At 35.5% G+C, this 15912-nt stretch carries 18 protein-coding genes; 7 read left to right on the top strand and 11 right to left on the bottom strand.

What is annotated here, in order from left to right; genetic code table 11:
- Both VNJ50_RS12145 and VNJ50_RS12140 read right to left on the bottom strand, forming a co-directional pair.
- The coding region (locus VNJ50_RS12145; protein ID WP_325582280.1) for a hypothetical protein at nt 1-344 on the bottom strand (344 nt) is incomplete at its 3' end.
- Between the two features lie 50 nt (nt 345-394).
- Nucleotides 395-1039, bottom strand: coding sequence for a fused MFS/spermidine synthase (locus tag VNJ50_RS12140; protein ID WP_325582278.1), 645 nt, complete (start codon nt 1037-1039; stop codon nt 395-397).
- 183 nt (nt 1040-1222) lie between these two features.
- Here VNJ50_RS12140 and VNJ50_RS12135 point away from each other — a divergent pair, with 183 nt between their 5' ends.
- Both VNJ50_RS12135 and VNJ50_RS12130 read left to right on the top strand, forming a co-directional pair.
- Nucleotides 1223-1558 carry a single-stranded DNA-binding protein gene (locus tag VNJ50_RS12135; RefSeq protein WP_325582276.1) on the top strand — a complete coding sequence of 112 codons (336 nt, stop codon included), beginning with the start codon at nt 1223-1225 and terminating at the stop codon, nt 1556-1558.
- A 159-nt stretch (nt 1559-1717) separates the two neighbouring features.
- Complete coding sequence (locus VNJ50_RS12130; protein WP_325582274.1) at nt 1718-2812, top strand: redoxin family protein; 1095 nt, start codon at nt 1718-1720, stop codon at nt 2810-2812.
- Between the two features lie 24 nt (nt 2813-2836).
- On the opposite strand, the gene VNJ50_RS12125 is transcribed toward VNJ50_RS12130, so the two are convergent.
- Entirely contained in the window at nt 2837-3739 is a 903-nt protein-coding gene (locus VNJ50_RS12125) for a histone deacetylase (RefSeq protein WP_325582272.1), read from the bottom strand.
- 262 nt (nt 3740-4001) lie between these two features.
- On the opposite strand from VNJ50_RS12125, the gene VNJ50_RS12120 reads away from it, so the two are divergent.
- Nucleotides 4002-4346, top strand: a complete 345-nt coding sequence (locus VNJ50_RS12120) for a hypothetical protein (protein WP_325582270.1) — start codon at nt 4002-4004, stop codon at nt 4344-4346.
- A gap of 85 nt (nt 4347-4431) precedes the next feature.
- Complete coding sequence (locus VNJ50_RS12115; protein WP_325582268.1) at nt 4432-4938, top strand: hypothetical protein; 507 nt, start codon at nt 4432-4434, stop codon at nt 4936-4938.
- 81 nt (nt 4939-5019) lie between these two features.
- Here the strand turns inward: VNJ50_RS12115 and VNJ50_RS12110 are convergent, their stop codons facing one another.
- From VNJ50_RS12110 to VNJ50_RS12090, 5 genes are all read right to left on the bottom strand, one after another.
- A complete protein-coding gene (locus tag VNJ50_RS12110) occupies nt 5020-7143 on the bottom strand; it encodes a Tex family protein (RefSeq protein WP_325582266.1) in 2124 nt (707 codons plus the stop codon).
- Nucleotides 7144-7241: 98 nt separating this feature from the next.
- Nucleotides 7242-7688 carry a copper resistance protein NlpE gene (locus VNJ50_RS12105; RefSeq protein ID WP_325582264.1) on the bottom strand — a complete coding sequence of 149 codons (447 nt, stop codon included), beginning with the start codon at nt 7686-7688 and terminating at the stop codon, nt 7242-7244.
- 33 nt (nt 7689-7721) lie between these two features.
- On the bottom strand, nt 7722-8165 hold the full coding sequence (locus tag VNJ50_RS12100; protein WP_325582262.1) for an META domain-containing protein: 444 nt from the start codon (nt 8163-8165) through the stop codon (nt 7722-7724).
- A gap of 70 nt (nt 8166-8235) precedes the next feature.
- Complete coding sequence (gene metG / locus VNJ50_RS12095; RefSeq protein WP_325582260.1) at nt 8236-10326, bottom strand: methionine--tRNA ligase; 2091 nt, start codon at nt 10324-10326, stop codon at nt 8236-8238.
- Between the two features lie 75 nt (nt 10327-10401).
- A complete protein-coding gene (locus VNJ50_RS12090) occupies nt 10402-10560 on the bottom strand; it encodes a hypothetical protein (RefSeq protein ID WP_325582258.1) in 159 nt (52 codons plus the stop codon).
- A 106-nt stretch (nt 10561-10666) separates the two neighbouring features.
- On the opposite strand from VNJ50_RS12090, the gene VNJ50_RS12085 reads away from it, so the two are divergent.
- The 3 genes from VNJ50_RS12085 to VNJ50_RS12075 all read left to right on the top strand — a co-directional run bounded on the left by VNJ50_RS12085 (nt 10667) and on the right by VNJ50_RS12075 (nt 14111).
- Nucleotides 10667-11686: an LD-carboxypeptidase gene (locus tag VNJ50_RS12085; protein WP_325582256.1), complete on the top strand. Its 1020-nt coding sequence runs from the start codon at nt 10667-10669 to the stop codon at nt 11684-11686.
- Between the two features lie 68 nt (nt 11687-11754).
- Nucleotides 11755-12114, top strand: coding sequence for a YraN family protein (locus VNJ50_RS12080; RefSeq protein ID WP_325582254.1), 360 nt, complete (start codon nt 11755-11757; stop codon nt 12112-12114).
- A gap of 197 nt (nt 12115-12311) precedes the next feature.
- The gene (locus VNJ50_RS12075; protein WP_325582252.1) at nt 12312-14111 is read left to right on the top strand and encodes a hypothetical protein; all 1800 of its coding nucleotides are present in this window, start codon (nt 12312-12314) and stop codon (nt 14109-14111) included.
- A 63-nt stretch (nt 14112-14174) separates the two neighbouring features.
- Here VNJ50_RS12075 and nadD read toward each other — a convergent pair whose 3' ends face one another.
- The 3 genes from nadD to VNJ50_RS12060 all read right to left on the bottom strand — a co-directional run.
- Entirely contained in the window at nt 14175-14753 is a 579-nt protein-coding gene (gene nadD, locus VNJ50_RS12070; protein ID WP_325582250.1) for a nicotinate (nicotinamide) nucleotide adenylyltransferase, read from the bottom strand.
- A 16-nt stretch (nt 14754-14769) separates the two neighbouring features.
- The gene (gene gmk, locus VNJ50_RS12065) at nt 14770-15366 is read right to left on the bottom strand and encodes a guanylate kinase (RefSeq protein WP_325582248.1); all 597 of its coding nucleotides are present in this window, start codon (nt 15364-15366) and stop codon (nt 14770-14772) included.
- A 62-nt stretch (nt 15367-15428) separates the two neighbouring features.
- On the bottom strand, nt 15429-15912 hold a 484-nt coding region (locus VNJ50_RS12060), incomplete at its 5' end, for a DUF1732 domain-containing protein (protein ID WP_325582246.1).

Genomic DNA, 15912 nt, shown 5'->3' with positions numbered 1-15912 from the left:
TCCCGTTTCACCAACGCATAAAAATCGCCTTCCAGTGGTAAATACCCTTGATTGTACACAAAATAATACACAGTACCTGCTTTTGTAGTGTAAATACTGGTAAAATAGTTGAAATCAAATCCTTTTTCGATCAGTTTTGCGCGGGATACTTTTGTTTTTTGCTCCGGATTTAAAGCTTCCAAAATGCGGTAATTTTTGCGCAACCAATTGTTGGTGTTTCGTATTAAGTTTTTACTGTCTTTGTTGATCGTATTGTTATACGAATTGCGACACGAATCGTCACAAAATTTTTTATCAGTGCGACCGACAATTTTTTCACCACATTCTAAACATTTCTTGTCCATAATTTAGAAGTTTACATCAGGACAATATACAAATTATTCTATTCTAAAGATTATAGGCCTTTGGCAATTATTAGCGTATTGGTCGTGTTTACTTTTTCGTAAACCTCTGTTTTGTAAAATTTTGTGTTTAAAAAATCGATGATTTTAATGGTGGCATCACTTCGTGTGTTTTCTAATGAAGCATTAAAAAGAATGGTTCCGTTGGGCGCACAGGCCTTGGTGACGTCATTCCAAAAGTTGAGGTCTAAAAAAGGTGGTGGCACTTCAATATCCACAAATAAATCGATGATGATCAAATCGAAATGCGAGGTTGTTGATGCCATAAACTGTAAGGCATCAGCACAAATAATCTGTAAATTTTCAGATTCCTTTAAGTTAAATTCATTTTTTGCAATATCAATAATCGCTGGATCAATATCGACTGCGGTAATGAGTTTTGAATATTTAAAATCCTGTCGAAGCGTTTCGATAACACTGCCACCGCCAAGACCTAAAAGTAAAACAGAATTGATATTTTTAAGATCAATTTTCTCCAATCCAAATTTCAGGATCTTTTGAAGCGATCCGTAAGAATAGTTGGCGTTTTTACTATTGAGATGCTTTTTTCCGTTATACCAAGTAATTTCTAGAGTACCACTGAAATGCGATGGTATTTTTTTTGTAATCGGGTAGAGATAGCTTAACAGTTTGGACATACATCAAATATAAGCTATTTATCAATTAAAAAAATCCGTTTACAAACGCTTACAATCATTTACAAGCGAGTTTAAATAGTTAACAACCGACTGTTATTTGGAAGCTGTTGCATCTTTGTATTGTTGAATTGAACAAACGAGATTCAATAGTATGAACTGTTTAACCATTAAATTTTAGAAATTATGAACGCATTAAGAAACACAGTACAGTTGATTGGAAGATTAGGACAAGATCCTGAAATTGTTAGCTTTCCGGATGGAAACAAAATCGCTAAATTTTCGATGGCTACCGATGATAGCTATAAAGACAAAAACGGAACCAAAGTAGAGCGCACCTATTGGCACAATATTGTAGTGAAAGGTGGCTTGGTTGGTGTGGTAGAAAAATACGTGACCAAAGGCAAGGAAATTGCCGTTGAAGGAAAATTGACCAACCGTTTTTGGGAAGACAAAGATGGGAAAAAGCAATACATTACCGAAATACTCTGCAATGAATTACTGCTGATGGGCGGGAAATAAAATCACTGTGCCAAATGATTTTAACTCCAGATTTCAAGAGATTAATTTCTGAAATCTGGAGTTTTTTATTGATTTTCAATTGAAAACGGAACGTTAAGGATTTTTTAATAGTAAAATGACCTGATAACCTCTATTTTTGGAAAAATCAATTTCAATTTTATGAAACCGTATCTCCTTGTTTTATCAGTAATTTTTAATTTAATGTCGTGCGCAGAAAGCGGAAACAAATTATCTTCCGATGAGGTTTTGGCAAAGGCAACCAAGCAACTTAATAATTGGGAAACAATAAGTTTTACTGCCGAAACGACCAATTCTGATAAGAAAAAGCCATCCACTTCAACAGTTTATAAACTTAAAAAAGTCAATTATGAGCCGCATTTAAAACTGTTCTTTTTCAAGGAAATGAACCAACAGGTTAGTATCTATTACAAACTTACTTCACTAGCTGTTGTGGAAGATTTAAAAAAGAAAATCACCACTTTTGATTATGGCAATGATCGTTCTATCCCTAAGTATTTAGAGGCGTATATGGGTGATGATGATAATTTGTTGACGACTGCCAAACTCATCAATCAAAATATAAATGAGATTACTTTTGTTGAACAATCTACTTTTAAGGGACATAAAGCTTACGTTTATAAATTCAAGAATTACAAGCTTTGGTTGGATAGTAAAACTGCAATCCCTTTAAAGCTTGAAATAGATAACGGAAAATCAGGCAAGAAAGAGATTGTTTATAGCGATTTGGCGTATAATGAACCGATGGATGAGGACGTATTTACACATCCGGAAAAAGACGGTTATGTATCGGCAGTATTCGGAATTAAGAAAGAACCCATGCTCAACCTTAAAGCACCAGAGTGGAGCTTGAGCGATGTGGATGGCAAAACGGTTTCGTTAAAAGATTTTAAAGGCACTCCAATATTTTTGGAAGCTTGGGTTTCGTCATGCAGTCATTGCATGGAATCTTTACCAAAAATCAAACAAATTGAATCGCAATTTGGAAACAAGGTCAAAGTTATTACCGTGAATTTTGATTATGACTTGGTGGAAACCAAGGAGACAATCAAAGCTAAAAATATCAATTATTTGGTGTTACAAGGCGATGTGCATTTTGATCAAAACTATGATATCCAGAGTTACCCGTCGTATTTTGTGATTGATAGTAATGGAACCATTATATTTTCAGAAAGGGGAACGATTGCCGGAAATAAGGAAAAGGCACTTTTTGAAGCTCTTGAAAAAGTGAAATAGAAAGGCGGTATTTTATTTCAAATTTCAGAAAAAAATATCCTGAGCCAATCGAAACGTATTGGCATGCGCTTCAATAATGGTTTTGATGTCGGGCGAATAACCGCCGCCCATACTGCACATTACAGGAATATGATGGTCTTTCCAGGTTTGTAATACAAACCGGTCGCGTTCTTTACAACCCTCAATGGACAACCCTAGTTTTCCTAATTTGTCAGTAGAAATTACATCCACACCACATAAGTAATATATGAAATCTGGTTTTTCAGTCTGTATAAGTTTTGGTAAAACGTCTTTTAAAATCGAAAGATAAGTGGCATCGTCACAATGGTCTTCAAGGGCAATATCCAGGTCGCTTTGCTCTTTTTTAAAAGGATAATTGTTTTTGCCATGCATCGAGAATGTAAATACCGTAGGATCATCCTGAAAAATCTCGGCAGTACCATTACCTTGATGCACATCCAAATCCACCATCAATATTTTTTTTGCATATCCTTTTTCTTGAAGATAACGTGCACCAATGGCCTGATCATTCAGCATACAAAACGCTTCACCTCGATTGGAATACGCATGGTGTGTTCCGCCGGCAATATTCATGGAAATACCATGATTAAGCGCAAATTCACTGGCTTTTATGGTGCCGCCAGCAATAATTATTTCACGTTTTACTAAGATATCACTTAATGGAAATCCAATTTTTCGTGCAGCTCTTGGTTCTATGGCAAGGTTTGTTAAATTGTTGAAATATGCTTGGGTATGTACGTTCAAAATATAATTTTCGTCAGCTTTAGTGGGCTCAAAAAAATGAGTTGCACTACAAGTGCCTTCATAGATTAATTGTTGTGGTAATAATTCATATTTGAGCATTGGAAACCGATGACCTGCTGGTAAAGGATGTTTGTAAATGGGATGATAAGCAATTTTGAGCATAAAAATTTACTATGGTAAGATTGGTAGGTGGACTTTTATTAGTAAAACTTGAGTTGAACAAATATACAGCTATTTGAAATTTGGAATTAAAAAACCGAGAAGTGGGATGCTGTTTTATCCTATTTCTCTGAAATTTTTAAATGCTTGGAATACTTTTGATTTAAGATTGTTGAATCCAAATTTTCACATCTTAAACTTTCAAAAGCGAATTTGGTTTTTTTAACATTTCAATCGCTTATATTTGCTGTGTAAAATTATTCGAATGTTTGCGCTAAGAGGCATTATATTAAGCTTTTTTGGATGGTTGATGTTGTATGGATCTTCTGGATTGACAACATTGCCAAGCGCAGCTTATGTACCGGTTGACAGTTTAACGGCCACCGAAAAGCCAGGTCATCCGCCGTTGTTTTTTGATGCCGTTTTAGACGTTAATCATTCTTCTACGCATGAAACGCCAATTGCAAAAATCGTTTCGCATACCAACAAAGGATTTCAGATTGTTGAGCCACCATTATTTTATGAATCCTCGTATTATGCTATAGGTCAGCAAATTGATGTTTCTCTTTCCGTGAAAACCATTATTTTTCCCTTTCATTGTTTTACATAGACAGACTGTTTCTTTTCAGTTAAAATACGATAGGTACTCGCATACCTATTTCAGTCTATTCTTATAATTTAAAAAACAAAAAACAATGATTTTATTATCTTTAAATATCGTGATGCTTGCCGTCGTACTTTGTATTGTCGTTCCATTTTTATTATTTATATGGGTTGATAAATCCACTAAGCAAAAAAAGAGAAGGAAGTTTCTTGACATTGCGCATCAACAAAGTTTGAAACTATCAGTTGTAGAATACTGGAACAATTCGTTCATAGGATATGACGAAAACGAAAATATCCTGATCTATATGAATTCTAGTGGGCCGGAAATGAAATTCCAAAAAATTGATCTTGATGATGTCAGAAAATGTACGATCAATAAAACCACAACGGAGTATAAAAATGGCGATAGGTATTACACCGAAATGTCGCGTTTGGATTTGGATATTACGTTTGTTTCCAATACTGCTCCTGAAAGGATTACTTTATTTACGATTGATGACGTTTTTTCAGAAAATCAGGAAATGCAACGCGCCGAAAAATGGTTGGCGTTTATTGACAAGCATAAATACAATAAACAAAACGTTGTCAGCGCTTAGGGTCATTTAAAAATTAAAAAACCACCCTAAGTTATCTTCTAAAAACATAACTGAAGGTGGTTTTTTGTTCTTGTTTTTATGCTATTTATGTAATTTAAGCTGGATGCGCTTTCTGGCAATATCCACCTCCAAAACTTTTACAATGACCTGCTGATGTAAGGCAATATGTTCATTAATATCAGAAACAAAAGTATCAGACAAATTGGAGATATGGATCAATCCACTTTCTTTGATGCCGATATCTACAAAAGCACCAAAATTGGTAACATTATTGACAATTCCCGGAAGTAATTGGCCTTCTTGCAAATCGTTGATGGTTTTTATATTTTGATTAAAGGTAAAGGCTTTTTCTTGTCCTCTAATATCCAAACCAGGTTTTTCCAATTCGTTGATAATGTCTTCAAGCGTTGGTAAACCTACGGTATCTGAGCAATATTTTTTAAGATCGAGTTTTTTGAGTTCAGTTTTGTTGCCTATTAAAGTAGAAACATCCGATCCTAAATCTTTCGCCATTTTTTCTACCAATTTATAACTTTCAGGATGTACAGCAGAGTTGTCCAGAGGATTTTTGGCCGATTTAACTCTTAAAAATCCAGCACTTTGTTCAAAGGCTTTTTCGCCAAGACGCGGTACTTTTTTGATATCATTTCTTGATGAAAATGCACCGTGTTCTTCACGATAATTTACAATATTTTCGGCTAATTTCGGGCCAATACCAGATACATAGCTCAGCAAACTTGTGCTGGCGGTATTGAGATTAATGCCAACCGCATTAACACAGCTTTCTACAGCAATATCTAATTCTTTTTTAAGTTTTGTTTGGTCCACATCGTGTTGGTATTGCCCTACACCAATCGATTTTGCATCTATTTTCACCAATTCGGCCAAAGGATCTTGCAATCGTCTTCCAATAGAAACCGAGCCACGAACCGTGACATCGTAATCGGGAAATTCGTCACGGGCAATTTTTGATGCCGAATAAATACTGGCACCGGCCTCACTAACAATAAACACTTGAATATCGTTTTTGAATTTTATTTTTTTGACAACCGCTTCAGTTTCGCGCGATGCGGTTCCGTTACCGATGGCAATCGCATCAATTTGATAGGCTTCGGATAACGAACTTATTTTTTTCATGGCACCAAGAACATCATTTTTTGGTGCATGTGGATAAATGGTTTCGTTATATAACAACTTTCCTTGAGCATCGAGACAAACCAGTTTGCAACCTGATCTGAAACCAGGATCGATGGCAAGAACCCGTTTTTCACCCAATGGCGAAGCCAATAGCAACTGTTTTAAATTCTTTGCAAATACCGAGATAGAAGCTTCATCAGCTTTTATTTTTGCGTTTTGAAGCGCTTCATTGGAAAGTGAAGGCAATATCAGTCGTTTATAAGCATCTTGAATCGCTATTTTGATTTGTTCAGCGCAGTCGTTATTGGATCGGATAATCCGATCTTCAATTTTGCTAATGGCCTTATCATCATCAATTGAAATTTTTGATTTGATAAATCCTTCGTTTTCTGCACGTAAAATAGCTAATAATCGATGTGATGGAATACGACTTAAAGCCTCTTCCCAATCAAAATAATCTCGAAATTTTTGAGCTTCATCATCATCAACTTTTGACTTTACTACTTTTGTTGAAATCATTGCAAAGCGTTCCAGTTGTTGCCTAATATTCGTTCTGATATCGGTGCGTTCATTGATCCATTCGGCAATAATATGACGTGCGCCTTCCAAAGCATCATCGGTAGAAAAAATGGCATCTTTTACATATTTGTAAGCAATAGATTCTATATCGGATGCATTCTGGCTCATGATGATTTTTGCCAAAGGTTCCAATCCGTTTTGTCGAGCTATCTCTGCTTTTGTTTTTCTGCTCTTTTTAAACGGCAGATATAAATCTTCGAGCGCGGTCAAATCTTGAACAGCTTCTATCTTCTTCTTTAATTCGGGAGTTAGTGCATCTAGTTCTTCAATGGCTTTTAAGATGGTTGATTTTCGTTTTTCAAGCGTTTCAAATTGCTCTTTCAATTTTACGATTGTGCCAATTTGAACTTCATCTAAATTCCCGGTTTTTTCTTTTCTATAACGAGAAATAAATGGAATGGTGGCATCTTCATTTAAGAGTTCGACAGTGTTTTTAACTGATGATTCTGGAAGTTTTGTTTGAGAAATAATGTAAGAAATCAGGGCCATGGTTATGTTTAAAAAAGAATTATAAAGATAATTAAGATAAAAAAAACTGCTTGAATTTTCAAACAGTTCTTAGATTTTAATGTTTTTATAGTTTTGAATTAATCCATTTTTTTTTGCAAAACGTAAAGTGCTTCCATATCTCCAATAATTTTGTTGCCGTCACTGTCCAAGTGGGTCAATGTGTTTTCGCCAACAAAGTAGGAACGTTTATCAGCATCAGAAAAAGTGATTTTTTGGCCTTTGTCATCCCATTCAAAAGTGCCTTCAGATTCAAAAGTATTATTGTCCTTTCCTAAATATGTTTCTTTGATAGTATAGGTATGATCTTGATGGATAACAATAGTGGTTTTTATACCTTCACAATCGGCACACGGTAAAACACCTTCGTAAGTTCCGTCCCAATCCAATGCATTTCTGCTTGTGTCTTCTGGATATATTTCAATAGATTCCTCTACTTTTTGAACTTCGTTTTTCTTGTTAGAGTTACAATTTGTCATTAAAACTGCAAGAGCTATGTATGAGAAATTTAGAATTGTACGTTTCATTTTTTTGTTTTTTTAAATAGGAGTATTTTGATTTTAATCTGAAACAGGTTCGAATGCTGCTAAAATATGGCCGTTTTCATCTTTTAAGATAAGTTCATTTTTGGTGATGCCATAGGAAGCTGTTTTTTGTAAGTTGCCAATAAATGCACTTTCAATGCCTTGATCTTCGCAATATCTCAATGTAGATATCATTTTGGAAAATGAAATGGCATTTTTGTCTGTCAGGGTATAACTCCCGCCAAAACTATTGCAGCCACCGTTGCCACCAATGTTTTTATCTTCTGATAGTTTAATAAAAGGCTGTGTTAGCTGTGGGTTGTTTAATTGTACTACATCGCCGTTAAGTTTGATCAATACCCATTTGGTGCCAACAAGTGCTATGCTGGTTTGATCCGAAGATTTGTACGTGATATCTTTTGTTTTGCACCCAAAAAGCGTTAGGCAAGTCAACAAGAATAGCGTTAGTATATTTTTCATAAGATATTTAATTATTAATGATAATTATCTGTTTTTTCAAAAGATTGTTGACCATTTTCATTAAAATAATTTAGCTAATATGCAATCCGTTTGGCACATAGCCATCACCTTTGCCGAGGTTGGTTGAGGTGTCGGGATTGACAAATACTAATTTTCCATCTTCAGATTCCGTCATCAATATCATACCTTGGCTTTCAACGCCTCTCAAAGTTCTTGGCGCTAAGTTGACCAACACGGTGACACGTTTTCCAATCACTTCTTCAGGCGTAAAACTTTCGGCAATTCCAGAAACAATGGTGCGAACATCAATACCAGTATCTATTTGCAAAATAAAGAGCTTGTTAGCTTTTGGCATTTTTTCGGCCGAAATGATGGTGCCTACACGCAGATCCAATTTTGCAAAATCATCAAAAGTGATGGTCTCTTTTTGTGGTTCTACTTTTCTGTTGGCTATTTCGTTGGCTTTTTTACTGGCCATAAGTTTATCCAATTGTTTTTGAATGGTATCATCTTCTATTTTAGAAAATAATAATTCGGCTTTTCCAATTTGATGCCCGGTTGGAAGAAGTACTTTTTTTGAAGCAATGTCATTCCAAGAAATTCCGCTATCAACAGTATTGATATTGAGCATTGTTTTTAATTTCTCAGCAGTAAATGGTAAAAACGGTTCACTTAAAATGGCTAAAGCTGCGGCAATTTGAAGCGAGACATACATGATCGTTTTGGTACGAACTTCATCCGTTTTGACAAGTTTCCAAGGCTCTTCATCGGCTAAATACTTATTGCCCAATCTTGCCAAATTAAGCAATTCGTGGCTTGCTTCTCTAAATCGGTAGCGTTCAATAGAACTTGAAATAACTTCAGGATAGGCTTTAATAGCCGCTAAAGTTTCAAGATCAACAGCACTAAATTCTGAAGGTTCAGGAACAATGCCATTATAATACTTGTCGGTTAAAACAGCGACGCGGTTGATGAAATTTCCAAAAATAGCCACCAATTCATTATTGTTTCTTGCCTGAAAATCTTTCCAAGTAAAATCGTTATCCTTAGTTTCTGGTGCATTTGCAGTTAGTGCATAACGCAAAACATCTTGTTGATTAGGGAAATCTTCCAAGTATTCTGGCAACCAAACCGCCCAATTTTTTGAAGTTGACAATTTATTGCCTTCCAAATTTAAAAACTCATTGGCAGGCACATTATCTGGTAAAATATACGATCCTTCCGCTTTTAACATGGCTGGAAAAATAATACAGTGGAATACGATATTGTCTTTTCCAATAAAATGTACCAATTTGGTGTCTTTGTCTTTCCAATACGGTTCCCAATCTTTTCCAACACGTTCGGCCCATTCTTTGGTTGAAGAAATATAACCAATAGGCGCATCAAACCAAACGTATAGCACTTTGCCTTCAGCACCTTCAAGAGGTACAGGAATTCCCCAATCCAAATCTCTGGTTACCGCTCTTGGACGCAAGCCATCATCAATCCACGATTTTACTTGGCCGTAAACATTAGGTTTCCAGTCTTTTTTATGGCCTACCAAAATCCATTCTTTTAGAAATGTCTCATGTTTGTCTAATGGTAAAAACCAGTGTTTGGTTTGCTTTAAAGTGGGCACATTTCCGGTGATAACTGATTTCGGATTGATCAAATCTGTTGCATTCAAGCTACTGCCGCAACGTTCGCATTGATCGCCGTAAGCTTCTTCATAACCACATTTAGGGCAGGTTCCAGTGACAAACCGATCGGCTAAAAATTGACCTGCTTTTTCATCATAAAGCTGTTCGGTAACTTCTTCAATAAATTCGTCTTTATCATACAAGGTTTTAAAAAACTCTTGAGCCGTATCATGATGGATGGGAGCCGTTGTACGCGAATAATTATCAAAACTAATTCCAAAATCTTCAAAAGATGTTTTGATGATCGCGTGATATTTATCCACAATATCCTGAGGTGTCACACCTTCGTTTTTTGCTTTTATGGTAATCGGAACGCCATGTTCATCACTTCCGCAGATAAAAGCAACGTCTTTTCCAGTAAGTCTTAAATAGCGAACATAAATATCGGCAGGTACGTAAACACCAGCCAAATGGCCAATATGAATAGCGCCGTTGGTATAAGGCAAAGCGGCGGTAATGGTATATCTTTTTGGATGATTCATATGTTTTCAATCTGTCATCTCAAACAACATCGAGAGGACGGTTTATATTTGTTTTTTGAGTTATAATGAACGTTGTTAAAATGAAGGAGCGGTTATTTTTCCAGTAAGTAGTAATAAACCTCCAGAGCTAATTAAACCTCCAGAAATAAAATTAATTCCACTATTTTCAAAAACGGAAAGCGTAATAATTCCGATAATTAAAAGCGCTAATCCTATAATTCTTGTTTTGTTCATGATATTAAAGGTGTAAAGGAGAGCAACTATAAATTTGGTGTCCTTACATAAGCTACAAAAGTACGCATTTTGACCTCTATTTAGAAAAAAAATGTATTTTTACGTTATGTCAAAAATTACATTTACCCTCGTATTAAGTTGCCTTGCTTTGATTGTTGGAATTCAAGATCTTTCGGCACAACAAATAACTGCTCCTATGAAACAGCATACACTTGTGCGTCCGCCTTATTTAAAAGTAGGGGACACCGTGGCTATTGTTGCACCTTCAGGAGTTTTAAAAAATAAGAATGCCGAAATCCAGTACGCTCAAGATTTATTGAAGAGTTGGGGATTGCATTCTGTTTTGGGGCAAAATTTATATACCGATGCCAATCACTTTGCTGGCACTGATGCCCAACGTGCCGCCGATTTTCAAAAAGCGATGGATGATCCAACTATTAGTGCCATCTGGTCCGCACGTGGAGGTTACGGAGCTGTAAGGATTTTGGATAAATTGGATTATACCAAGTTTAAAAACAAACCAAAATGGGTCATTGGCTATTCGGATATTACGGCACTTCATAGCCAATTGCATAATGAGGGTTTTGAGTCACTGCATGCTGTTATGGCGGCTGGTATTACAACCGATTTAAAAGGTATTGAAGAAAGTGTGGCCACATTTAAAGATGCGATTTTTGGAAAACCTTTGGCTTACACTTTGGAAGGCTCAATTTTTAACAGAGTAGGAAAAGCTTCTGGAGAGCTTGTTGGTGGCAACTTGACCTTGTTGCATAGTATGTTAGGTTCAAAAACAAATATTGATACTTCCGGAAAAATAATATTTATAGAAGAAGTAGGAGAGCATTTATACCATGTTGATAGAATGCTGCAAAGTTTAAAACGTGCCGGTTATTTTGATAATTGCAAAGGTGTGCTTGTAGGTGATTTTTCAAACACACGCCAAAATACTACCCCTTGGGGAAGTGGCATTGAGCAATTGATTTTGGATGCTTTGGCAGATTATGATTTTCCGATTGCTTTTGAAATGCCCGCCGGACATGAAGATGATAATCGCGCATTGATTTTTGGCCGAAACATCGAGCTTGCCGTAACAAAAGAAGGAACTACGGTGAAATTTGATAAATAATTTTATTTTTTAGCTAGCAAATACCGACCAAAAACCGTGACTGAAAAGTGCGACTGAAAACTTAAACCATGGCACAACATAACGAACTTGGTAAGATAGGCGAAAAACTTGCCGCAGATTATCTGCTATCCAAAGGTTATGAAATTGTTTGTAAAAACTACTTTTATCAAAAGGCGGAAATCGATATTATTGCAAAACACAATAATATGATGATTTGTGTGGAAGTAAAAACCCGAAACTCCGACTTTTTTGGCGATCCTCAAGAGTTTGTCTCACCCAGTAAAATCAAACTATTAGTTAAAGCTATGGATGCTTTTATTATAGAAAATGACATCACTTTAGAAACGCGATTTGATATTATTGCCATACTCAAAAACAAATCAAAAGAAGAATTGACGCATTATGAAAATGCGTTTTATCACTTCTAAACCTAACAGGTTTTAAAAACTTGCTAGGTTTTTTACAGCTATTATAAAATCTTCTAAAAATTAGAAAGCTACTTTTTCAAAAAAGGATAATCTCCAAACTAACACAATTAAAATAACAAATCACATGACAATTATCACCTTTTGATCTTATGATATGTATCATCTTTGGAGCTTGATTATTTTTTAAAAAAAATATTATGACAGCATCCAAACAAGTACATAGTTTTCATATTCCTGTCATGGGTTTGGCCTATACTATAGATAGCCCCATTCGTGTTGCTCAATTTGGAATTTCGTCGGTTATTTCAATTATTGATGACGATTTGCTAGAAAAGATGAATGCTTTTTACAGCCAGAAATTCAGTTTGCCTTATCAAGAAATTTCCCAAAAAGTAGAGGATTATCGTGCCAAACGCATTACTGCTTATTTGAATTTAGTGGATACCATTGTTAAAGATAAATTTGCAAAATTTAAAGAAGAATTATCCGAAAGTAAATCGGCAATGGAAAGTTTTATTAGCATGCTTCCTAATACATCAGGTTTGAGGGAAGGTCTTTCAAAAATTTTGGAAGAAGGTGTCGCTATTAAAGAAACCATTAAAAGTTATATCGACGCCCATTTATCGGCTGGGGAGATTGATGTGAATATCATGACCAAAATCGACAAGGATAATTTTATTAAAAACAAACAATTACCTATTGAGTTTAATGATGCCCACGCATCACTTCGTGGCTTTGCCAAAAGTAATTTGGCGTCGTCCGTGGTGCTTTCTGCAGGAATGAATCCAAGGCTATATAGCTATTTTGAGAAATTCAATGATTTTTATCCAGACGATAATGGTCAAATCAAAAAGAAAATCATTTTAAAAGTAAGTGATTTTCGTTCGGCCATAATCCAAGGTAAATTTTTAGCAAAAAAAGGACTTTGGGTTTCTGAATATCGCGTAGAATCGGGTTTAAACTGTGGCGGACATGCTTTTGCAACCGAAGGTTTTTTATTTGGGCCTATTTTGGAGGAATTCAAAACTAAAAAATCAGAATTGATACAAGATACGCATGCGGTTTTTATAAAAGCATTGGAGGATAAGAATTTGCCTGTTCCAAAACAGCCATTGGACATTAAAATTACTGCTCAAGGTGGTGTTGGTACAGCCGATGAGCACGAGTTTTTAATTGCAAATTATGGGGTCGATTCGGTAGGTTGGGGAACGCCATTTTTGTTGGTTCCTGAGGCCACTTCAGTTGATGATGAAACCAGAAAACTAATGATGGGCGCCAAGGAATCTGATTTATATTTGAGTGATATTTCGCCATTAGGCGTGCCATTTAATGCAATTAGAGGAACTTCAAATGAGTTTTTTAAACAACAACGCATAGCTAAAAACAAAGCAGGAAGTTCTTGTCCTAAAAAATTGTTGGCATTGAGCAAAGAGTTTGGTCCAGAAGGTATTTGTACAGCTTCAAAAAAATATCAAGATGTGAAATTGGCAGAACTTGATGAACGAAAGGAATCAATGGACACTTCAAAGTATGAAATTGCAAAAAATAAGATTACCGAAAAATCCTGTCTTTGTGTAGGTTTGGCAAATGCCTCTTATCTAGAAAATCAAATTCCAATCAAAGGTCAGCAGCAAGGTGTGGTTATTTGTCCAGGACCCAATTTGGCGTATTTTGACAAAGAAGTGTCGTTGTCTCAAATGGCACAACATATTTATGGCAGATTATCAGTGCTTTCTGAAACGTACCGCCCCAATATGTTTGTTAAGGAATTAAAAATGTATGTTGATTATTTAAGAAACGACATTGCAAATTTCACGGATGAACTTTCTGCTAAAAATATTAAACGATGGGTTGCTTTTAAGAGTAATTTGTTAGATGGGATTGCGTATTATCAGGATTTATTTAAAGAAACCATCAATCCTGAAAACGGGCTCATTCAAGCTGATATCATCACTTATAAGAATGAATTAAATAAAATTGAAATTCCTGTTTTGTAATTGAGAAAGCGAAACGGTTTTTTGGAATTTAAATATAAAATCCCTGTAAAAGCAGGGATTTTGTTATTTGTAAAAATTCATTTCATCCACATATTCCCAAACATGCTCTGGTAACATGGGTTTAACGTTTTTGCCGTTTTTGATGGCATTTCGTATAAATGTAGAAGATAATTCCATGATTGGCGCTTCTACACGATGGATTTTTGGATGATTGTCAAATTGTGTTTCGACCACACCTTCCGATAATCTTGGATAGACGTAAATAGTATGGTTTTCTAAAATAAGCTCATAGTTTTTCCATTTATGAAAACTTTTCAGATTGTCTTCGCCCATAATTAGTGAAAACTCATGTGTTGGATATTTTTCCTCCAAATAGGCAAGTGTATCAACTGTGAAGTTTGGCTGTGGCAAACCAAATTCGATAGCATTTGGCCGAAGTTTGTCATAGTCTTTTGTGGCGCGATAAACCATTTCCAAGCGGTCATGGTTATTTAACATGGAGGCTTTAACTTTAAAAGGACTTTGAGGCGTCACCATGAACCAAACTTGGTTGAGGTCACTATGTTCAGCCAGATGATTGGCAATAATTAAATGACCAATGTGAATGGGATTGAAGGTGCCAAAATAAAGTCCGATTTTCATTTTAATAAAGTTATTTCTAATCTTTTTTAATAAAATCAGATACCAGTTTATAGGATTCTGAAAGGGCTTTGTCAAGATCGTCATTAACCACAATCACGTCAAATAAAGGAGCTGTGGCCAGTTCTGCAGAAGCTTTTGCAATACGCATATTAATTTTGTCATTACTTTCCGTCTGACGTTTTTTTAAACGTATTTTAAGTTCGTCAATACTTGGTGGCTTTACAAAAATAGCAATAGTCTGATCTGGGAATTTTCGTTTAATGCGCAAACCGCCAGAAACATCAATATCAAAAATAACGTTTTTACCTTTGGCCCAGATGCGTTCCACTTCGGTTTTTAAAGTGCCATAAAAGTTGTCGCGATATACTTCTTCCCATTCTAGAAACTCATCATTTTTAATGCAATTTTTAAAAGCTTGCGTGTCCAAAAAATAGTAGTCTTTACCATCTACTTCATCGCCGCGTTTTTCTCTTGAGGTTGCTGAAATGGAGAATTCTAAATTAAGTTCTTCCTGTTTCAGTAAATGTCTCACAAGTGTAGTTTTTCCAGAACCGGAAGGTGCGGAAAATACGATAAGTTTGCCGTGGTTGGGGATGTCTTTAAGTTTAGTCACGAAATTATATTTTAGCTGTTATCTTTAGTCTATGATCTCCTTTTTGTTTTTTTTCGTGTTTTTTAAAGCACATTCAATAATTGTTCTTTAATTTTTTCAAGCTCATCTTTCATCTGGACCACCAGCTTTTGCATGGGTGCATAATTACTTTTTGAACCAATGGTATTGATTTCACGACCCATTTCCTGACTGATAAAACCTAGTTTTTTTCCGTTGGAATCGTCACTTTTTAGGGCTTTGATAAAATAATCCAAATGGTTTTTTAATCGCACTTTTTCTTCGGTAATGTCAAATTTCTCGATATAAAAGACCAACTCTTGTTCAAATCGGTTTTCATCAACTTTTTCTTTTAAGTCGGCAACACCTTTGTGTAAACGTTCTCTTACGCCTTCAATGCGCTCAGGATCCATGGCAATAACTTTATCAAGAAGATCTGAAATATTTTTCACGCGATCCACAAATTCAGATTCCAAACTTTTTCCCTCGTCCAATCGGTATTGTTGTATTTTATCTATTGCATTATTGATTTCGTTAGCAATAAGATGC

It is taken from the genome of Gelidibacter sp., from assembly GCF_035577925.1.
Lineage (GTDB): Bacteria > Bacteroidota > Bacteroidia > Flavobacteriales > Flavobacteriaceae > Gelidibacter.
The sequence above is the reverse complement of the archived record's forward strand: the minus strand, read 5'-3'. Positions and strand labels throughout refer to the sequence as shown.